The organism is Mycobacterium europaeum (assembly GCF_034555895.2).
GTDB lineage: Bacteria > Actinomycetota > Actinomycetes > Mycobacteriales > Mycobacteriaceae > Mycobacterium > Mycobacterium europaeum.
The window spans coordinates 2,037,497-2,060,244 of sequence record NZ_CP157315.1 but is presented as its reverse complement, the minus strand read 5'-3'; the positions used below and the strand labels follow the sequence as shown (position 1 = coordinate 2,060,244).

4 protein-coding genes (1 of these 4 cut by a window edge) are annotated in these 22,748 nt (G+C 64.5%); 2 read left to right on the top strand and 2 right to left on the bottom strand.

Annotated elements, in window-relative coordinates; translation table 11 throughout:
- Nucleotides 1-10: 10 nt before the first annotated feature.
- Together pks2 and U8D42_RS09315 are read right to left on the bottom strand one after the other, a co-directional pair.
- Nucleotides 11-6,268, bottom strand: coding sequence for a sulfolipid-1 biosynthesis phthioceranic/hydroxyphthioceranic acid synthase (gene pks2 / locus U8D42_RS09320; RefSeq protein ID WP_348636948.1), 6,258 nt, complete (start codon nt 6,266-6,268; stop codon nt 11-13).
- Between the two features lie 430 nt (nt 6,269-6,698).
- A complete protein-coding gene (locus tag U8D42_RS09315) occupies nt 6,699-8,006 on the bottom strand; it encodes a cysteate synthase (RefSeq protein ID WP_322860348.1) in 1,308 nt (435 codons plus the stop codon).
- A 1,147-nt stretch (nt 8,007-9,153) separates the two neighbouring features.
- On the opposite strand from U8D42_RS09315, the gene U8D42_RS09310 reads away from it, so the two are divergent.
- The gene (locus U8D42_RS09310; RefSeq protein ID WP_322860349.1) at nt 9,154-9,366 is read left to right on the top strand and encodes an MbtH family protein; all 213 of its coding nucleotides are present in this window, start codon (nt 9,154-9,156) and stop codon (nt 9,364-9,366) included.
- A 45-nt stretch (nt 9,367-9,411) separates the two neighbouring features.
- Nucleotides 9,412-22,748, top strand: partial view of a non-ribosomal peptide synthase/polyketide synthase gene (locus tag U8D42_RS09305; RefSeq protein WP_348636947.1) — the start only. 26,422 nt of this gene lie beyond the right edge of the window; 13,337 of the gene's 39,759 nt are visible here — the first part of the coding sequence; the start codon lies at nt 9,412-9,414; the stop codon falls past the right edge of the window.

Sequence of the window (22,748 nt, the reverse complement as noted above, 5' to 3'; positions counted from 1 at the left end):
GATGTCGCTGTCAGGCGGCTTCCACCGGCGCCAGCTTTTCATACAGCAGCCCCGCCAGACCCCGAACGGTACCGATGTTGGCAAGGTCGGCCGGACTGATGCGTATCCCCGTTTCGCTCTCGATACGGGTGCGCAGTTCGAGCGCGCCCAGCGAGTCCAACCCGTACTCGGGCAGCGGACGGTCGGGATCGACATTGCGACGCAAAATCAGGCTGACCTGGTCGGCGACCAGACGCCGCAGCCGAATGGGCCACTCGTCGACGGGCAACTCGTTGAGCTCGGCCAACAGTTTGCTGGAGCCCGCGCCGCTGTGACCGGTCGACCGGAAGGCTTCGGCGAAAGGACTCTGCTCGGCGAAGGCAGTCAACCACGGGGTGCCGACGATCCGCGCGTAGCCGGTGTAGCCGCGGTCATGGCGCAGCAATGTTTCGAACGCGTACGCGCCGTCGTCGGGAGAGATGGCGGCGCCGGTGTCTTCCGCCAGGGCGGTAGCGCGCCCCACCTGGCCCCACGCGCCCCACGCGATCGTGGTGCCCGGCAGGCCTTGAGCCCGGCGCCACCCGGTGAAGGCGTCCAGCCAGCTATTGGCCGCCGCGTAGGCGCCCTGGCCGGGGGAACCCACCAGCGCCGCCGCCGACGAGAAAGAGCAGAACCAGTCCAGCGGCTGGTCGACGGTGGCGGTGTGCAAGTTCCACGCACCGTAAGCCTTTGGCGCCCAGTCATGCTCAAGGAGTTCGTCAGTGATATTGGTCAGTGTGGCGTCCTCGACCACGGCTGCCGCGTGCAGCACACCGCGCACCGGAAGCCCGGTGGCGGTCGCCGTGGCAACTAGCCGCTGTGCGGTGCCCGGTTCGGCGATGTCGCCACACTGCACCGCGACGTCGGCGCCGGTCGCGCGGATGCGCTCGATGCTTTCCAGCATCTCGGGCGTCGGCTCCGAGCGGGAGTTCAGCACGATCCGCCCGCAGCCCGCCCCAAAACCTGGTGAAGCCATCTTTTCGGCCAAGAACAACCCCAGGCCACCCAGACCGCCGGTGATGATGTACGCGCCGTCGCGGCGAAAGACCCGAACCTGTGCCGGTGGCACTATGACGCGCCTGCGACCGGTGTGGGGGACGTCGAGAACGAGTTTGCCGGTGTGTTGCGCGCCGCTCATCGCTCGGATTGCGGTGGCGGCGTCGGTAAGTGGGTAGTGGGTGCTCTCCGGCATCGGCAGCAAGCCGTCCGCGGTGAGTCGGTACACCGTCTCCAACAGGGACCGGAGCCGGGCTGGATCGGTGTAGGACAGCAACCCCAGGTCGAGAGCGTAAAAGGCGAGGTTGCGCCGGAACGGGAAAAGCCCAAGCCGGGAGTCGCCATAGATGTCACGTTTGCCGATCTCGACGAATCGTCCACCCGGCGCAAGCAATTCGACGCCCGCGCGCTGGGCGGCGCCGCTGACCGAGTTGAGCACGATGTCGACGCCGTATCCGTCTGTGTCATGGCGTATCCGGTCGGCGAATTCCAGACTTCGTGAGTCGTATACATGCTCAATACCCATGTCGCGCAGCAATTGCCGACGCTCATCACTGCCGGCAGTGGCGAAGATCTCCGCTCCCGCGGCCCGCGCGATGGCGATCGCCGCCTGCCCCACGCCGCCGGTCGCGGAATGGATCAACACCTTCTCACCACTTCTGATGCGGGCCAGCTCGTGCAGGCCGTAATATGCGGTGGCGTGCGCCGTAGTCACCGCTGCCGCCTGCTGGTCGGTCAGGCCCGCGGGCAAGGTCACCGCCAGGCTGGCGTCGCAGGTGAGGTAGGTGCGCCAACAGCCGTCGGCGCACAGGCCCCCCACATGGTCGCCCACCACATGGTCGGTCACGCCCGGCCCGACCGCGGACACCACTCCGGTGAAGTCAGTGCCCGGCTGCGGTAGCCGCCCCTCAAGAGCCGGGTAGCGGCCGAAAGCAACCAGCACGTCGGCGAAGTTGATACTGGACGCGCTGACCACTACCTCGATTTGACCCGGTCCCGGTGGAATTCGTTCGCAGGCAACGAATTCGACCGACTCCAGATCGCCGGGTGTGCGGATTTGCAGGCGTATCCCGTCGTGCTCGAGGTCCGCGACGGTAGTCTGCCGTTCATCGGGAAGCAGCGGAGCGGGGGACAACCGTGCTACGTACGAAGCGCCGTTTCTCCAGGCCGTTTCGTCCTCTTGCGAATTGCTCAGCAGTTGCCCCGCCAGTTGCTCGGCATCGGTGGCTTCGTCCATATCGATTTGGGTGGCGCGCAGGTACGGATGCTCGGTGCCGATCACGCGCACCAAGCCCCGGAGCCCCGCCTGCTCGAGATTGGCCACGTCACCGGCCACGACTGTCTGGGCGTTGCCTGTGACGACGTATAGTCGCGGCAGCTCGCCGGGCAACTCGGGCAGTTCGCGGGCAATACGCACCAGATGCTGCACATACTCGCGACCCAGCAATGGGGACTGGTCTGCGGCGTTACCGTTCTTCGGTCCCGTGAGGATCACCACCCCGGTGAAGCCGCCGGCACGCAGCTGACTTGTGAGCTGTTCCGCGTTCGACGTGTGATCGGCATGTAACGGCCAGCACATGTTGCTGCACTGTGCACCATGGTTTTTCAGAGCCTCGGTCAAGGCGGTGGCGACCACATCCGAGGTGGCGGTCGTGCTGACAAGCAGCCACCGTCCGGTGTCGGCGTATGGCGCCTCGGGCAGGTCTCGTTGCCGCCATTCGATGGTCAGCAGTCGCTCGACCAGCACCCGTTCGTCTCGGCCGCCCTCGGAGACGCCGGTGCCGCATCGCAGCCCCTTTACGCCGAGCAGGACTGTGCCGTGCTGGTCGAGCACGTCGAGGTCGGCCTCGATCACGGAAGGGTCGATCTTCGTCGCCCGGGTGTAGCAGTAGTGGGCGGTGCGGGCTGAAGCGTACGAGCGGAGTCGACGGACGCCCAACGGCAGCGCCAGCGCATCTTCGCCCAGCGCCTGGATCTTCGGGCTGGCGCCAACGGACTGGAAACAAGCGTCCAACAGTGCCGGGTGCACGCCGTAAGCGCCTTGCTGCGTGCGGATTTGGCCCGGGACCGCGACCTCGGCGAGCACCGAGCCGGCCTCATCGTCGATGTGCAGCGCACCCAAACCGGTGAACGCCGGACCGTAGTGAACACCACGCTGGTCCAGGCCCTTGCGCACGTCCGCCCCGTCCTCGTGACGCGAATGCACGGCAAGCAGAGCGGACACGTCGTACGCGGGCGGCCTATCATCCCCGGCGGCAAGGAGGACCGCACTGGCTTGCCGCGCTTGGGCGTCCCCCCGATTCGTCTCCACGATGAAGTCGGCGACACCCGGCGCCGACAACGACGCCGAGGCGCCGAGCGGGGTCTGCTCATCCAGCAGCAGTGCCTGTTCGAATTGGATGTCGCGGACCTCGGAAGGCTCGCCCAGCACGGCCCGCGCCGCTGCGAGCGCCATCTCGCAGTACGCCGCGCCCGGAAGCACGGCCACGTTGCGGATCTGGTGGTCAGCGAGCCACGGCTGGGCCGCGGTCCCGACCTCGGCCTGCCACACGTGGCGCTCCGGTTCCTCCTGCAGGCGGACATGCGGGCCCAGCAGCGGATGGACCGCCACGAGGCATGCCCCGTGAGTCGGGGATTCCTGGCTCTCGCTCGTCACTCGCAGCTGACGGTGTGTCCAGGTCGGCAGTGGCGCGTCCACCAGCCGCCCACTCGGGCACAGCAACGAGAAGTCCACCGCGGCGCCGGCACTGTGTAGGTCGACCAGGAAGCCACGCAGCCCGTGCGGCAGTTCTTGTTCACGGCGCATCGCGGTCAGGGCGGCCAGCGGCATATCGAGACTTCGGGCATTCTGCTCGACGGCGTGGGTGAGCAGGGGGTGCGGTGCCAGCTCGGCGAACACCCGATAGCCGTCTTCCAATGCGGCCTGTACCGCCGGCGCGAACCGCACCATCTTGCGAAGATTGTCCACCCAATACCGGGCATCGCACACCGGCCGCTCGCGCGGGTCGAACAGGGTCGCCGAGTAGAACGGAATTTCCGGTGCCATCGGGCTGAGCTCCGCCAGTGCGTCGGTTAGCTCGTCGAGAATCGGTTCGACCTGAGGCGAATGGGAGGCGACATCCACGGCGATCTCGCGCGCCATCACATCCCGCTGCTGCCAGGCGGAGACCAGCTCGCGAACGGACTGGGTGGCACCGCCGATCACCGTGGAGTGTGGCGAGGCCACCACCGCTACCACGACGTCCTCGTTGAGGCCGCGTACGACGAGGTCGGAAAGCACGTGCTGGGCAGGCAATTCCACAGATGCCATTGCGCCGGAGCCGGTGATGTTGGACATCAGCCGCGACCGTCGGCAGATGACGCTCACGCCGTCTTCCAGCGACAGCGCACCCGCGACGACAGCCGCCGCAACCTCGCCGAGGGAGTGCCCGATAACCGCGCCCGGGCGCACGCCGTAGGACCTCATGGTGGCGGCCAGGGCGACCTGCATGGTGAAAAGCGTCGGCTGGACCCGGTCGATTCCCGTCACGACCTGAGCCGCCGACATTGCGTCGGTGACAGAGAACCCGGACTCGCGCGCGATCAGCGGCTCGGCCTGCGCGACAGTCGCCGCGAACACGGGTTCGGTCGCCAGCAGCTCGACGCCCATGCCGGACCACTGCGAACCCTGCCCGGAGAACACCCACACCGGTCCCCGGTCGTCTTGTCCGACCGCGGCCTGATACGGAGTATCGCCGCCGGCGATCTCGCGCAAAGCCTTGGTGAGCTCCGGGCGACTGCTCGCAATCACGGCGTCGCGTACCGGGCGGTGCGCGCGCCGGCACGCCAGGGTGTAGGCCAGGTCCGGCAAGGCGACGTCGTCGTGCGCTTGCACCCACCGCGCGAGCCGGTCGGCGGTGCGGCGCAACTCGTCGGCCGAGGAAGATGATACCGGGAAAAGCATTGGTGCCGTTGATGATTCTTCTGGGACGCGCTCGTCGGGGATCGCTTGGGACGCCCGTTCCGGTGCTTCTTCCAAGATTGCGTGGACGTTGGTTCCCGAGAGCCCGTACGACGACACCGCTGCCCGCCGAGGGTGATGTGCGCTCGTGGGCCACGGGGTGTTCTCCTGTGGCACAAAGAGTTTGGTGTCGATGCGGGCCATCTCGTCGGGCAGCCGGGTGAAGTGCAGATTCTGGGGGACCACACCGTGCTGAAGGGCCAGGACCGCTTTCATCAGCCCCAGTGGCCCGGAGGCGGACTGGGCATGTCCGAAGTTGGCTTTCACCGTGGCCAGCGCGCAAGGACCGTCGATCCCGTAGACCTCCGCCAGGCTGGCGTATTCGACGGGGTCGCCTACCGGGGTGCCGGGGCCGTGTGCTTCCACCATGCCGATGCTGGGGGCGTCGACGGCCGCAGCGGCCAACGCCGCCCGATACACCGCGGTCTGCGCTGTCACCGATGGTGTGGCGATGTTCAGGCTGTGGCCGTCTTGGTTTGCGGCGGTGCCGCGGATCACGGTCAGGATCCGATCGCCGTCGCGCAGCGCGTCGGGCAAGCGTTTGAGTAGCACTACGACGCAGCCTTCGGAGGACACGAACCCGTCGGCGGCGACGTCGAAGGCGTGGCATCGTCCGGTGGGAGACAACATGCCCTGGGCCGACCCCGCGGCCGCCTTCCGCGGATCTAAGGCCACGTGGGCCCCGCCCGCCATTGCAAGATCGCTTTCGCGCTCGTGCAGGCTGCGACAGGCCAGGTGCACCGCGGTCAGGCCCGAAGAACACGCGGTATCCACCGTGATCGCGGGGCCGTGGACACCGAGTGCATAAGCGATCCGCCCCGAACCCATGCTGAAGCTGGTGCCGGTGAAGCCATACGGCCCTTCTGTGGCGTGCGCGTCGGCGGACAGCAGGTGGTAGTCGCCGAACGTCAATCCGACGAACACCCCGGTCCGCGAGTCCGCCATCGTCGCCGGGCCGAGGCCGGCGTGCTCCATGGCCTCCCAGGAGGTTTCGAGCAACAATCGGTGTTGCGGATCGATCGCGGTAGCCTCGCGCTCGCTGATTCCGAAGAACTCGCAGTCGAAGCCGTATACGTCATCGAGGAACGCGCCCCACTTCGACACCGAACGACCCGGCACACCGGGCTCAGGATCGTAGTATTCGTCGACGTCCCAGCGGTCCGGCGGAACTTCAGTCACCAGGTCATCGCCCCGCAGCAACGCATCCCACAACTGCTCGGGCGAGTCGATACCTCCGGGAAGTCGGCAGGCCATACCGATAATCGCGACCGGGGTTACACGGGTGGTGTCCGCACGGGGCAACGGATCGGCTGAAGCTGAGCCGTATACACCATCAGAAATCATTCCGTGTCCTCACACGAACGACCAAGTAGCCTCGCCTGCTCCCGGTGCGCAAGGCGTGAAACCTACTGGATTACCCCACGTGTCGAGGTCTGCTCATCGCATGGCCTTGTCGATACTCTAGGCGATCGGTGCTCATCGGGAGGTCTGTTTCGATATGAAGAGTTGGGCCGTCAGCCCGACGTATTGGCTCGCATCGGTGCACTGCCGAACCCCAGCCATTTTCCGACTGCGGGCGGAAACAATCGAAACCTTGCGTGTGCCAGGACATGCGGGCTATGAGCGCTCCGCGGCGTCGACATCATCGCCGCCGTGCCAGACTTGAACGAATTAGTGCTGTGGACTAGCGGTAGGTCTTGGCAAAAGATTTGAAGACACGCTCCGCAGAAAGCTCGCGGTTTTGCCCCAAGCTAACGGCTTCGACACGCAGAGGCCATTTATTCCTACCGGTCCGCTCCAAGGTGCTCCTCCCGCCACCGGTGACATTCAGGAGCACCAATGAATCAGGCGATACGGAACCATCAGCTATCGCATTACGCAGGCATGCGACCGCGACGGCGGGTCCCGGTTCGATGTCTACGCCCTCAACTTCCGCAAACAAGTTTCTACCTTCCTGAGCTTCCCGAGCGGTCGCGGTTCTGACATTCCCTCTAGTGTCGGCAAGCGCATCCTTTACACCGCCCTTGATGCGTACCAGCGGCTTAGGGTTGGTTAGCTCATCAGCGTAGGGAACCTCTCCATCACCATTGGCATGAATTCCGATCGGCAAATCGCCAACCGAATGCGCAGACAATTCTGAAGCGATGGGAGCGAGCTCAGCATTTTGGCACAGGGTCAACCGCGGTATCCGCTGGCCCGTCGGCTGCAATCGTCTGCTCGCCTCCCAGGCCGCGATTCCTCCTGCGCCACTGCCGACCGCCTGAAAATAATGTTCGGGCAGGCTCCCTATTGCGTCGAATGCCGCCAACATTACAGTCGCCAGCCCGTCTCGTGTGGCAACGTTTAGTGCTCCACCGGGCCAGACCCAGCCGAATCGGCGACACAGGAACTGTCCAAAGTCAATTGCATCCCGGTAAGACCCCTTCTCGACGCATACGACCCTGACGCTGCAACCGATCTCTCCCGCAAACCGAATCCTGTCGAGACCAAACTCGGGAATCACCACAACGCACGGTCTTTCGGCTAGGGAAGATATCCGAGCGAGCGCCGCGGCGGTATTGCCGACGGAGGCTATTACCATTGGGGGTGAGGACGGTGGAAGTCGAGCTATCAACACATTCGCTTCAAGCTCCTTGAACGTACCGGTTGCGAACTGGATTCCGCGTTCGGGCCAATACCCACTGAATGCGATCCAGAGGTTCTCCATACCGAGCTCTCTGGCGAGCGCCTCCGAGCGGAATACGATGCAGCTTTGGGCATTGTCCAGAAGGTCGGAATTGAGGGGGAGCCATGCAGCGTATTTAGCTAACCCCGAGGCTTGACCATTTTGCACGAAGCGCCCCGTGGAATATCGCGTTGTAAGCATCGCATCTTCGTGCTCTCCGTCGCAACGCAGACGGTATCCATCGTCGTCGTATGCCTTGCCGCATGCCGTACACACGAGCTCGTAGGATGCACCGAGGCTCGTCCGTGTTTGGTGTTCTTCGGCCATCATTGCCCCGTGCAATTCCCCCGCGACACCGCCATCACGTTCGAGTCGTGGGCGTACTCGATACGCGTCATCGCTGCGCGACTGGGCTGCAAGCTTGCATGTTCGCGGACCGCGTCCGGAACAGAAGTCCCCACCACGGCAAAAGGTTATCGTGATCGTCGCCGCCGCTGCACCTCAAAAGCGGATTTTGAATCGCTGCGTCGTCGAGGCAGCAAGGTGTCGGTGAGGACGCCAGGTCATTTGGTGCCGGCGCGATGTGGCTGGGCGGTCCTATGGACTCGTTCACGGCGACCAGGTGGCGCATGTTGGTGGGCCGGTCATCAGGACGTGTGGTGCGATGTCACGGATAGCCGTAACGCCGAGAGCTGGTCATGGTGACGGGAAGCCCAACGGAAGCAAGGCATTTGGTATTGAGGAGCAAGTTTTCATGCTTGATTGAGCTCGCCAGCGTTGCTGCTCGTCGGCGAACTGGACGTTTAATGAGCGCCGCGAGTCGGTGGCCGCAAGAAGCGATGCGGAACGTAGACGGTCGCGTACGTTACGGCTAGCCGTGCCGCTACGCAAGGGCTGAAGGTGTGGTTTCGGTGGTGCTTTCGAGACGCCAGTTCGCCTGGTGCCGCTGGAAACGACGGTGCATGCATCGCAACTGTGAGGCGGCGCAGGCGGGACAGACTCCGACGGCAGCCGGTCTTCTGGGCTCGGTGCCGGCTGGGGGTTGGTGTCTGCAGCGGAAACCATGGCCGGGAGGTGGTTCGCAGTCCGCGTGCAGCGTCTGATGATCTGGTTGCGCTGCACCGCAACGTATTTGGAAATCGCGGTGGCTCTGGCATAGGGGTTTTTGGACCCAAGCCTCTGTCGGGGATGCCGGCATGGTGATGCTGAGCAGTCCGGCGCGGGATGATCGGCGTGGCTGGCGGCGGTGTAGCGGCCACAAGCCGGATGTAGCCGTTCATTGCGCACGGATCGCACCCGAATACCGCACCGTACGAAGCCATCCGCGAAGACGACGCGCACGCGACTGCGCAGTGCGGGATCTGAGCATCACAGCGTAAGAGAGTTTTGTGAAAAATTCCGGGACGGAGCGTCTGGGGCTGTCGTATGGTTTGGAACGGACCATTTTCTTTGACTAGACGGTCTGGGGGACCGGGTGAGTATCAATCCGTTTGATGACGACAATGGCAGTTTTCTGGTCTTGGTCAATGATGAGGAACAACACAGTCTGTGGCCGGTCTTTGCTGACGTTCCGGCTGGTTGGCGGGTGGCGTTCGGCGAGGCCGATCGCGGGGCGTGTCTGGACTACATCGAACAGAATTGGCCCGATATTCGGCCGAAGAGTCTGCGCGAGAGGCTAGGCAGGTAGCGGGCCGGGCTGCTGATCGGTAAACCGGTGGGTTGGTGGACTCGGATGGAACTCGGCGACCGGGTACTTCCGCTGACGCGTGGTCAGTTAGAAATCTGGCTTGCCCAAGAACTTGCCCAGCACACGGGTCATCGTGGTACGGAGTGGCAGCTGGGTCTGTTGGCCAGGGTCGAGGGCCGCGTCGACCGAGGGTCGTTGCAGCAGGCGATTCGCCAGGTGGTGCGTGAGGTCGAACCGGGCAGGGCCGCGTTTTGTGAGGTAGATGGCCAGGTTGTGCAGCGGGTGATCGATTACCCGGATGTCGAGTTGGCTTTTTACGACCTGCGTGGCGCGCAGGATCCGGTACAGGACGTCGGGGAGATCGCGTCATCGATTCGACGCACACCCATGCCGTTAAGTGGGCCGCTGTTCAAATTTGCGCTGTTTCAGACCCGCGGTGATGAGTTTTATGTGTTTGCGTGCTGTCACCACATCGTCATCGATGGGTTGGGCATGGTGCTGGTCAGCCGTCGGCTGGCCACGATCTATACCGCCATTGTTCGCGGAGAACCCATCCCTGCGGCCCCCTTCGGCTCGTTGCACGACTTGGTTCGCAGCGAGTCAGAATACGAAGCCTCCCCCGAGTACCTGCACGATCGGGCGTATTGGCGCAACCAACTTAGGCCAGAAAGCGAACCGGTTTATCGGTTGCCTGACGCGGTAGGTGAGCGTGACTACTCCTTGCCTTGCGGGCCGGTTGGCTTGGATCCTGCCGTCGTTGGCCGCATTCAGCCGTTGACGAAAGCCTTGCGAGTGCGCCGGTATTCGGTGCTGACTGCGGCGTGTGCGCTGTTGGTGCGGGGCTGGTCGGGTAGCGGCTCGGAGGTGATGCTCGATTTCCCGGTCAGCCGCCGGGTGGATCGGGAGTCCAAGATGCTTCCCGGGATGCTTGCCGGGGTGCTCCCACTGATGTTGACGGCGTCACCGCAGTCCACGGTAGCAGAATTTTGTGTGCAGGTAGACACCCGAATACGAGAGTTGCTGCAGCATCAGCGGTTTCCTGTGCACACCCTGGAGGCAGACGGCGGTCCCCGCGGGCTCGGACAGGCGGCCAATCGGGTCGGTATCGATTTCATCCCCTCCCGGCTGACCCTGGACTTTGCCGGTGCCCCAGCGTCCGCGACATACACGAACTATGGTCCAGTGGGTCACTTTGGGCTGTTCTTCCTTGGCGCCGGTGATCAGCTATTCCTCAGCACGGCGGGCGCTGGGCAGCCGTTTGCCAGTTTCGACGTGTCCTATTTGGCCAACCGCTTGCAGCAAGCGTTGGCCGATATGACCGCGGATCCGTCGCGGCTGTTGTCGTCGGTCGAGTTGCTCGATGAGTCCGAGTATGCCCGGCTGGCGGGGTGGGGTAACCGTGGCGTGTTGGATCGTCCGGTGGGTTCGGGGGTGTCGATTCCGGATGTGTTTGCCGCCCAGGTGGCACAGACCCCGGATGCGGTAGCAGTGAGCTTTGGGGACCGGTCGTGGACGTATCGGGAGTTGGATGAGTCGGCGAATCGGTTGGCGCACTGGCTGGTTGCCCAGGGTGTCGGGCCCGGTGGGTGTGTGGGGTTGCTGGTGCCGCGCTGCGCGCAGGCGATCGTGGCGATCCTGGCGGTGCTCAAGTCGGGGGCGGCCTATGTGCCGATGGATCCGGGTCTGCCGGCCGCGCGGATCGGGTTCTTGCTCACCGATGCCACCCCGGTCGCGGTGCTGACCACCGCCGGGCTGGCCGCGCGGCTGGATGGTCACGACGTGCCGATCATCGATATCAACGATCCGGTGATCGATGCCCAGCCGGCTACGGCGTTGCCGGGCCCGGCTGCGGAGGATGTGGCGTATCTGATTTACACCTCAGGCACCACGGGGATGCCTAAAGGTGTGGCGGTCACGCACCACAACGTGACGCGGTTATTCGACTCGTTTGATTCCGGACTGGACCTGACCGCAGCTCAGGTGTGGACACAATGCCATTCCTATGCCTTCGACTACTCGGTGTGGGAGATCTGGGGTGCGCTGTTGCATGGGGCCCGGTTGGTGGTGGTGCCCGAGACGGTGGTCGGCTCTCCGGATGACCTGCATGCCTTGCTGATTGCTGAGGGTGTCAGTGTGTTGAGTCAGACCCCGTCGGCGGTCGCGATGCTTTCACCGCAGGGGTTGGATTCGGTGGCGTTGGTGGTGGCCGCGGAGGCGTGTCCGGTTGAGGTGGTGGATCGGTGGGCGTCGGGGCGAGTGATGCTCAACGCTTATGGGCCGACTGAGACCACGGTGTATGCGGCGATCAGCGCCCCGCTGACACCGGGGATGGGGGCGGTGCCGATTGGGTCGCCGGTGTCGGGGGCGGCGTTGTTTGTGTTGGACCCGTGGTTGTGTCCGGTGCCGGTGGGGGTGGTCGGAGAGTTGTATGTGGCCGGTGCCGGTGTCGGGGTGGGGTATTGGGGTCGGGCGGGGTTGACCGCGTCGCGGTTTGTGGCGTGTCCGTTCGCAGCACCCGGGGCGCGGATGTATCGCACCGGGGATTTGGTGTGTTGGGGTGCTGACGGGCAGCTGCGCTATGTGGGCCGGGCGGATGAGCAGGTCAAGATCCGCGGGTATCGCATCGAACTCGGCGAAATCCGCACTGCGCTAGCGGCATTGGAGGGGGTGGACCAGGCGGTGGTGATCGCCCGCGAAGACCACCCCGGCGACAAACACCTGATCGGCTACATCACCCAATCTGCTTCTGGCACGGTGGATCCGGTCGCCATCCGCACCGAGTTGGCGCAGCGGTTGCCGTCTTATATGGTGCCTGCTGCGATCGTGGTGCTCGATACCCTGCCGTTGACGGTTAATGGGAAACTCGACACCCGCGCCCTACCCGCCCCCCACTACACCGGCGCCCACTATCGCCCCCCCGGCACTCCCATTGAGGAAATGTTGACCGGCATCTACGCCGACATCCTCGACCTCGACCAGGTGGGGATCGACGACTCGTTTTTCGAGTTGGGTGGGGATTCGTTGTCGGCGATGCGCCTGATCGCGGCGGTCAACACCAGCCTGAATGCCAACCTATCGGTACGCACCATCTTCGAGGCGCCCACCATCGCCCAGTTAGCACCCCGCATCGACGCCAGTGGTGGGGGTGGGTTGGCCCCGCTGACCGTACAAGAGCGCCCAGCGGTGGTGCCGTTGTCGTTTGCCCAGTCCCGGTTGTGGTTCTTGGATCAATTACTCGGCCCGTCTGCGGTCTACAACATGCCCGTCGCGTTGCGTCTGCAGGGCCGTCTGGATGGCGACGCGTTCAGGGCCGCGCTCGGTGATGTGGTGGCCCGCCATGAAAGCCTGCGCACCATCTTCCCCGCGGCCGCGGGCACACCCGAACAAGTGGTGATCCCGGTCGAGCGGGCCGATTTTGGTTGGCAGGTGATTGATGCCAGCGGGTGGCCAGAAAGCCAGCTACATGAGGCCATCGCCGCGGTGGCCGGCTACCGGTTTGATCTGGCGGTCGAGATTCCGTTGCGGGCCCAGCTTTTCCGCCTGGGCGTCGATGAGTTTGTGTTGGTGGCCGTAGCCCACCATATTGCTGCTGATGGTTGGTCGATCACTCCGCTGATACGGGATCTGGGTGTGGCCTATGCCGCTCGGGCTAAGGGCCAGGTTCCGGGTTGGGTGCCGTTGGCGGTGCAGTACGCCGATTACACGCTGTGGCAGCGTGAGCAGTTCGGTGACTTAGAGGATCCCGATAGTGTGATCGGCGGGCAGTTGGCTTACTGGCAGCACGCGTTGGCCGGGATGCCTGAACGGCTGGTGTTGCCCACGGATCGGCCGTATCCGGCGGTGGCCGATTATCGCGGAGCCAGCCTCACCATCGAGTGGCCCGCGCAGTTGCAGCAGCAAATCACCCAAGTAGCCCGCGCGCATAATGCGACCAGTTTCATGGTCATCCAAACCGCCCTCGCGGTGCTGCTGGCCAAACTCAGCGCCAATACCGAGGTGGCGGTGGGGTTCCCGATCGCCGGCCGGCGCGACCCCGCTCTGGATGAGCTGGTCGGGTTTTTCGTCAACACCCTGGTGCTACGCGTCGATCTGGCCGGCGACCCCAGCATCGCCGAACTCCTTAGCCAGGTGCGCGCCCGCAGCCTGGCCGCCTTTGAGCACCAAGACGTGCCCTTCGAAGTACTCGTGGAACGACTGCACCCCACCCGCTCCCTGGCCCACCACCCGCTGGTCCAAGTGATGCTGGCCTTCCAACACCACAACCCCACCGACTTGGACCTGGGGGATCTGCAAGCCAACCCCGTACCGCTGCAAACTCACACCGCGCGCATGGATTTGACCTTCTCCCTGACCGAAAACTTCACCGACGCGGGCCAGCCAGCTGGGATTAGTGGGGCGGTGGAATTTCGCACCGACATCTTCGACCCCCACACCATCCACACCCTGATCACCCGATTCCAGCGCGTGCTGACGGCGATGACGGCTGACCCGCAGCGGCTGTTGTCCTCGATCCAGGTGCTCGACGCGTCGGAGCTGGCCTGTGTGGAGGGGTGGGGGAACCGCGCCGTGTTGGACCGCCCCGCCACGCCGGGGGTGTCGATTCCGGCGGCGTTTGCCGCGCAGGTGGCACAAACCCCGGGGGCGGTGGCGTTGACTTTCAGGGACCGGTCCTGGACGTATCAGGAACTCGACGAGTCGGCGAATCAGTTAGCGCACTTGTTAATTCGGCACGGTGCGGGTCGGGGTGAGTGTGTGGGATTGCTGATGCCGCGCTGCGCGCAGGCCATCATCGCGATCCTGGCAATACTCAAGACCGGAGCGGCCTACGTACCAATAGATCCCGGTCTACCGACAGCCCGCGTCAAGTTCATGCTCACCGACGCCACCCCAATCACCGTGGTAACCACCACCGATTCGCAGTCACGGCTCAACGGTCATGGCGTGCCGGTGATCGACATCAACACCCCCTTGATCGACAGCCAGCCAGCCACACCACTGCCAGGACCGATGCCGACGCCGGAGGATATTGCGTACCTGATCTACACCTCAGGCACCACCGGAACCCCCAAAGGCGTTGCCATTAACCACCACAACGTGCTGCAGTTGCTGGATTCGCTGGAGGTGCGATTGGCGTTGGGGCGCGGGCAGGTGTGGTCGCAGTGGCATTCGTTGGCTTTTGATGGCTCAGTGCACGAGATTTTCGGTGCGCTGCTGAGTGGGGGCCGGTTGGTGGTGGTACCCGAGGCGGTGGCCGCTTCCCAGGATGACTTGCACGCCCTGCTAGTGGGTGAGCAGGTCAGTGTGCTAATTCAAACGCCGTCGTCGGTGGCGGTGTTGTCGCCGCAGCGGTTGGGGTCGGCGGCGTTAGTGCTCGGTGGGGAGGCGTGCTCGCCCGAGGTGGTGGATCGGTGGGCGCCGGGGCGGGTGATGCTCAACGCTTATGGCCCGACGGAGACCACGGTGGATGCGGCGATCAGCGCCCCGCTGACACCGGGGATGGGGGTGGTGCCGATTGGGTCGCCGCTGTCGGGGGCGGCGTTGTTTGTGTTGGACGTGTGGTTGTGTGTGGTGCCGGTGGGGGTGGTGGGGGAGTTGTATGTGGCCGGTGCCGGTGTGGGGGTGGGGTATTGGGGCCGGTCACCGTTGACCGCATCGCGGTTCGTGGCCTGCCCCTTCACCGGGGCCGCAGCGCCGGGGGCGCGGATGTATCGGACCGGGGATTTGGTGTGTTGGGGTGCTGACGGGCAGCTGCGCTATGTGGGCCGGGCGGATGAGCAGGTCAAGATCCGCGGGTTCCGCATCGAATTGGGGGAGATCCGGGCCGCGCTAGCCGGGCTAGACGGGGTGGGGCAGGCGGTGGTGATTGCCCGCGAGGACCACCCCGGGGATAAGCGTCTGGTCGGCTATGTGACCGAATCCGGTTCGGGCACGGTGGATCCGGTGGCGGTGCGCGCCGAGTTGGCGGACCGGTTGCCGTCTTATATGGTGCCGGCTGCGATCGTGGTACTCGAGGCGTTGCCGTTGACGGTTAATGGGAAACTCGACACCCGCGCCCTCCCCGCACCGGATTACACCGGTGGTCAGTATCGGGCCCCGGGCAGTCTGGTCGAGGACATCCTGGCCGGCATCTACGCGCAAATCCTCGGATTGGAGCGGGTCGGGGTCGATGACTCCTTTTTCGAGTTGGGTGGGGATTCGTTGTCGGCGATGCGTTTGATCGCCGCGATCAACAATTCTTTGGATGTTGACTTGTCGGTGCGGGCGGTGTTTGAGGCGCCGGCGATCGCGCAGTTGGCGCCCCGCATCCAGGCCAACGCCGGGGGTGGGGGTGGGTTGGCCCCGCTGACCGTACAAGAGCGCCCAGCGGTGGTGCCGTTGTCGTTTGCCCAGTCCCGATTGTGGTTCTTGGATCAGTTGCAGGGGCCTTCTGCGGTCTACAACATGCCCGTTGCGCTGGGGTTAGGTGGGCCACTTGATGTTGAGGCCCTGGAGGCCGCGCTCGGTGATGTGGTGGGCCGCCATGAAAGCCTGCGTACCATCTTCCCCGCCACCGACGGGACCCCCCACCAGCAGCTGATCCCGGTTGAGCGGGCCGATTTTGGTTGGCGGGTGATTGATGCCAGCGGGTGGCCAGAAAGCCAGCTACATGAGGCCATCGCCGCGGTGGCCGGCTACCGGTTTGATTTGGCGGTCGAGGTTCCGTTGCGGGCGCAGCTTTTCCGGGTGGGCGTCGATGAGTTTGTGTTGGTGGCCGTAGCCCACCATATTGCTGCTGATGGTTGGTCGATCACTCCGCTGATACGGGATCTGGGTGTGGCCTATGCCGCTCGGGCTAAGGGCCAGGTTCCGGGTTGGGTGCCGTTGGCGGTGCAGTACGCCGATTACACGCTGTGGCAGCGTGAGCAGTTCGGTGGCTTAGAGGATCCCGATAGTGTGATCGGCGGGCAGTTGGCTTACTGGCAGCACGCGTTGGCCGGGATGCCTGAACGGCTGGTGTTGCCCACGGATCGGCGGTATCCGGCGGTGGCCGATTATCGCGGAGCCAGCCTCACCATCGAGTGGCCCGCGCAGTTGCAGCAGCAAATCACCCAAGTAGCCCGCGCGCATAATGCGACCAGTTTCATGGTCATCCAAACCGCCCTCGCGGTGCTGCTGGCCAAACTCAGCGCCAATACCGAGGTGGCGGTGGGGTTCCCGATCGCCGGCCGGCGCGACCCCGCTCTGGATGAGCTGGTCGGGTTCTTCGTCAACACCCTGGTGTTGCGGCTGGATCTGGCCGGCGACCCCAGCATCGCCGAACTCCTTAGCCAGGTGCGCGCCCGCAGCCTGGCCGCCTTTGAGCACCAAGACGTGCCCTTCGAAGTACTCGTGGAACGACTGCACCCCACCCGCTCCCTGGCCCACCACCCCCTAGTGCAGGTCATGCTGGCCTGGCAAAACCTGCCCGAGCACAACGAGGACTTGGCTGGCGGACTAGCGCTGGGGGACCAGGCGCGGGTCAGCCCGCTGCCGGTGCAAACTCACACCGCGCGCATGGATTTGACCTTCTCCCTGACCGAAAACTTCACCGACGCGGGCCAGCCAGCTGGGATTAGTGGGGCGGTGGAATTTCGCACCGACATCTTCGACCCCCACACCATCCACACCCTGATCACCCGATTCCAGCGCGTGCTGACGGCGATGACGGCTGACCCGCAGCGGCTGTTGTCCTCGATCCAGGTGCTCGACGCGTCGGAGCTGGCCTGTGTGGAGGGGTGGGGGAACCGCGCCGTGTTGGACCGCCCCGCCACGCCGGGGGTGTCGATTCCGGCGGCGTTTGCCGCGCAGGTGGCACAAACCCCGGGGGCGGTGGCGTTGACTTTCGGGGACCGGTCCTGGACGTATCAGGAACTCGACGAGTCGGCGAATCAGTTAGCGCACTTGTTAATTCGGCACGGTGCGGGTCGGGGTGAGTGTGTGGGATTGCTGATGCCGCGCTGCGCGCAGGCCATCATCGCGATCCTGGCAATACTCAAGACCGGAGCGGCCTACGTACCAATAGATCCCGGTCTACCGACAGCCCGCGTCAAGTTCATGCTCACCGACGCCACCCCAATCACCGTGGTAACCACCACCGATTCGCAGTCACGGCTCAACGGTCATGGCGTGCCGGTGATCGACATCAACAACCCCTTGATCGACAGCCAGCCAGCCACACCACTGCCAGGACCGATGCCGACGCCGGAGGATATTGCGTACCTGATCTACACCTCAGGCACCACCGGAACCCCCAAAGGCGTTGCCATTAACCACCACAACGTGCTCCAATTGCTCGCCTCGGCGGGTGAGTACGTGGAGCGGGTGGGGGTGTGGTCGCAGTTTCATTCCTATGCGTTTGATTTTTCGGTCTGGGAGATCTTTGGTGCGCTGTTGGGCGGGGGCCGGTTGGTGGTGGTACCCGAAGCGCTAACCCGCTCACCGGAAGACTTCCACGCCCTGCTGCTCGGCCAGAGGGTCAGTGTGTTGAGCCAAACACCCACAGCGTTTTATGCGTTGCAATCCGTCGATGAATTCTCAGCGAGGTTGGCTCAGCAGCTGAGGCTGGAAACGGTGGTGTTTGGTGGGGAAGCCCTTGAGCCCGCACGTCTGGGGCCGTGGTTGGACCACCATCGGGGGGCCCCGCGGCTGCTGAACATGTATGGCACTACCGAGACGACGGTGCATGCCTCGATGCGAGAGATTGTGGCCGGCGATGTCGCTCGGACGGTCAGTCCGATTGGGTCGCCGCTGGCGCATCTGGGCTTTTTTGTCTTGGACCCGTGGTTGGGTGCGGTGCCGGTGGGGGTGGTCGGGGAACTGTATGTGGCCGGCGCCGGGGTCGGGGTGGGGTATTGGGGCCGGTCATCGTTGACCGCGTCGCGGTTTGTGGCCTGCCCCTTCGGCAGCCCGGGGTCGCGGATGTATCGCACCGGGGATTTGGTGTGCTGGGGCACTGACGGGCAGCTGCAGTATGTGGGCCGGGCCGATGAGCAGGTCAAGATCCGCGGGTATCGCATCGAACTCGGCGAAATCCGCACCGCCCTGGCGAACGTGGACGGGGTGGGGCAGGCGGTGGTGATCGCCCGCGAGGACCACCCTGGGGATAAGCGTCTGGTCGGGTATGTCACCGAATCTGGTTCGGGCACCGTAGATCCGGTGGCGGTCCGCGCCCAACTCGCGGATCGGCTACCCGCCTATATGGTGCCGGCCGCCATCGTGGTCCTCGATACCCTGCCGTTGACGGTCAACGGCAAACTCGACACCCGCGCCCTACCCGCCCCCGACTACACCGGTCAGGGGTATCGCGCCCCGGGCACACCCATTGAGGAAATCTTGGCCGGGATCTACGCCCAGGTGCTCGGGCTGGAGCGCGTCGGGGTCGATGACTCCTTCTTCGATCTGGGTGGGGACAGCATTTTGTCGATGCAGGTGGTGGCCCGGGCGCGGGCGGCTGGCCTGTTGTGTCGGCCGCGTGATGTCTTCGTCGAGCAAACCGTGGCCCGGCTGGCCCGGGTGGCCGAGGTAGCGGTCGGCGGCGAGCTTGCCCCAATGGACGAGGGTGTCGGGCCGCTGGTCGCCACCCCGATCATGCGGTGGCTGCAGGGTGTGGACGGTCCGGTTGACCAGTTCAACCAGACGATGGTGGTGCAGGCGCCGGCCGGGGTCACCGAGGGCGACGTGGTGGTGGTGTTGCAGGCCCTGCTGGATCGGCATGCCATGTTGCGGTTGTGTGTCGACGACGACGCCGGCGGATGGGCGCTATGGGTACCCGAGCCGGGGTCGGTGAACGCCAGCGATTGCCTGCAGGCGGTGGACGCGTTATGCGATGACGCGTTGGTAGAGGCGCGGTCGCGGTTGAACCCGGGCGCTGGGGTGATGGTCAGTGCGCTATGGGTGGGCGCCACGGGCCAGTTGGTGTTGATCGTTCACCACCTGGCTATTGATGGGGTGTCATGGCGAATTTTGTTGGAGGATTTGAATATCGCCTGGGCTCAGCATCACAGTGGTCAGCCGGTCGTCTTGCCCGTCGTGGGGACGTCGTTTGCTCGGTGGTCGGGGCTGCTCGATAAGTACGCCCACACCCCAGAAGTGATCAGCCAGGCCGAGGTGTGGCGGCAGGTGGCGACAACCGCTGTCTTATTGCCGCCGGTGCAACCGCGGGTAGATACGTATGCGAGTGCGGGGCAGTTGTCGGTGTCGTTGGATGCCGAGACCACACGCCTGCTGCTCGGTGAGGTGCCCGCGGTGTTTCACGCTGGCGTGCAAGACATTTTGTTGATCGCGTTCGGCTTGGCCTTCGTGGAATTCCTGGGTCCTGCTGCCGCGGCGGTCGGTATCGATGTGGAGGGCCACGGGCGCCACGAGGAGCTAGGCGACGGGTTGGACTTGTCGCGCACGGTGGGCTGGTTCACCGCCAAGTACCCGGTGGCGTTGGCGCCCGGTGAGCTGGACTGGTCGCAGGTGGTAGCCGGTGAAGCCGCGCTGGGGGCGGTCATCAAGGACGTCAAAGAACAGCTGCGCGCCCTGCCGCATCCTCTGACGTATGGTCTGCTGCGGTATTTGAATCCCGAGGTTGAGCTGGCCGGGTCAGATCCGGTGATCGGGTTTAACTACTTGGGCCGGGTGGGCGGCCAGGGTGAGATGTCGGCTGGTTTGTGGCGGCTCGATCGAGACGGCTTGTCGTTGACCGGTGCGGCCACGGCAGTGGCGATGCCGTTGATGCATACCGTGGGGCTCAACGCCGCCACCGTGGACACGGAGGCTGGCCCGCATCTGCAGGCGGCTTGGACGTGGGCGCGCTCGGCACTCGATGAGCAGCAGGTCAGCCGGCTCAGCCGGTTGTGGTTTGAGGCCCTAGCTGGTATCTGCGCGCATGTCCAACACGGTGGGGGTGGGTTGACTCCCTCCGATATTGCGCCGGCCCGGTTGAGTCAGGTTCAGATCGATGAGTTGTGTCGGCAGGATCGGGTTGCCGATATTTTGCCGTTGACCCCCTTGCAGCAGGGGTTGCTCTTTCATGCCAGTACCGCGCAGGGCGGCGATGATGTGTATGCGGTGCAGCTGGATATCACCGTGACTGGCGGCCTGGATCCCGACCGTCTGCGCGAGGCGGTGCATACGGTGGTGCTGCGCCATCCGCACCTGCTGGCCCGGTTCTGGGACCGGTTCGGGGAGCCGGTGCAGATCATCCCGGCTGAGCCCGAGTTGACGTGGCGGTATGTCGAACTGGACGCCAGCACCGACGGCGACGGGGTTGGCGTCGATGAAATCCAGCGGTTGTGTGCGAGCGAGCGGGCCGCGGTGTGCGATCTGGGCAGCCAGCCGGCTTTTCGGGCCGCGTTGATCCGCACCGCGGGCGATCAGCACCGGTTTGTGCTGACGAATCACCACATCGTGCTCGATGGCTGGTCGCTGCCGATCTTGTTGCAGGAAATCTTCGCCAGCTATTACAGGCAGCGGCTGCCTGCTCCGGTGCCCTATCGCCGGTTTGTAAGCTGGCTGACCGCCCAAGATCGCGCTGCCGCCGAGGCGGCATGGCACGAGGTGTTCACCGGGTTCGAGACCCCCACACTGGTGGGCCCGCCGGGCCGATTGACGCTGGGACGGCGCGGTGTTGTGTCGTCTAGGGTGTCTGAGCAGACCACGCTGGCCCTTGTGGAGTTGGCCCGCTCGTGTCACACCACCGTGAGCACCGTGCTGCAGGCCGGCTTCGCGCAGCTGTTGTGCGGGTTGACCGGCCAGCATGATCTCGCTTTTGGCATCACCGTCTCAGGACGGCCCGCCGAGCTGAGCGGCGCGGAATCGATGGTGGGCCTATTGATCAACACGGTGCCGGTGCGTGCCACCCTAACCGCGTCGACTAGCACCGTAGACCTGCTCGAGGCGCTGCACCGCATCCACAACAACACCCTGGACCATCAGCACTTGGCGCTCAACGAGATTCACCGCGCCACTGGACACGACCAACTGTTTGACACCTTGTTCGTGTATCAAAACTATCCGGTCGACACCACCGCAATGGCCGGGCCACACGAGTTGGCCATCGACGAGGTCACGAGCCGCGAATACAACCACTACCCGCTGACACTGCAAGTGGCGCCCGGTCAGGAACTGGGCCTGCGGGTCGAATACGACACCAACATTTTCGACCCCAACACCATCCACACCCTGATCACCCGATTCCAGCGCGTGCTGACGGCGATGACGGCTGACCCGCAGCGGCTGTTGTCCTCGATCCAGGTGCTCGACGCGTCGGAGCTGGCCTGTCTGGAGGAGTGGGGTAACCGCGCCGTGTTGGACCGCCCGGTGGGTTCGGGGGTGTCGATTCCGGATGTGTTTGCCGCCCAGGTGGCACAAACCCCGGAGGCGGTGGCGCTGACTTGTGAGGGTCTTTCGCTGACGTATCGGGAGTTGGATGAGTCGGCGAATCGGTTGGCGCACTCGCTGGTTGGGCATGGGGTGGGCCCGGGTGAGTGTGTGGGCTTGCTGGTGGAGCGCGGCGCGCAGGCGATCGTGGCGATCCTGGGGGTCCTCAAGGCGGGGGCGGCCTATGTGCCGATGGACCCGGGATGGCCGGTAGCGCGGATCAAGTTCGTGCTCACCGATGCCACCCCGGTCGCGGTGCTGACCACCGCTGAGTTGCGCTCGCGGCTCGATGGTCATGACGTGCCGGTCATTGATCTCAACGATCCCGTGATCGATACCCAGCCGGCAACAACGCTGCGGGGCCCGACCCCCGACGCCGACGATATTGCGTATCTGATTTACACCTCGGGCACCACGGGGATGCCTAAAGGTGTTGCCGTTAGCCATGACAACGTGATCGAGCTGCTAACGTCGGCAGGTGCGTACGTGAACCGCGCGGGCGTGTGGTCGCAGTGGCATTCCTATTCCTTTGATGTGTCGGTGTGGGAGATCTTCGGCGCCCTGCTAGGTGGGGGCCGGTTGGTGGTAGTGCCCGAAACGGTGACCCGTTCCCCAGACGATTTCCACGCCCTGCTGGCTGCTGAGGGTGTCAGTGTGCTGAGTCACACCCCGTCGGCGTTTTATGCGTTGCAAAACCTTGATGGATTATCAGCGGGATTGGGTCGACAGCTGGCGCTGGAATCGGTGGTGTTTGGTGGGGAAGCCCTCGAGCCTGCGCGTCTTAAGACGTGGTTCGGCCACCATGGAGGCTCGACGCGGCTGATCAACATGTATGGCACCACCGAGACGACGGTCCATGCCTCGGTACGCGAGATCGTCGCCGGCGATGTCGCGGGCATAGCGAGCCCGATCGGAGTGCCGTTGGCGCATTTGGGCTTTTTTGTACTTGATCAGTGGTTACGTGCGGCGCCAATCGGGGTGGTCGGGGAGTTGTATGT

Excerpts from the sequence above, each read along its gene's own strand:
- pks2 (WP_348636948.1), bottom strand. The coding sequence starts at position 6,268 with ATGGCCTGCCGACTTCCCGGAGGTATCGACTCGCCCGAGCAGTTGTGG.
- U8D42_RS09315 (WP_322860348.1), bottom strand. The coding sequence starts at position 8,006 with ATGGCCGAAGAACACCAAACACGGACGAGCCTCGGTGCATCCTACGAG.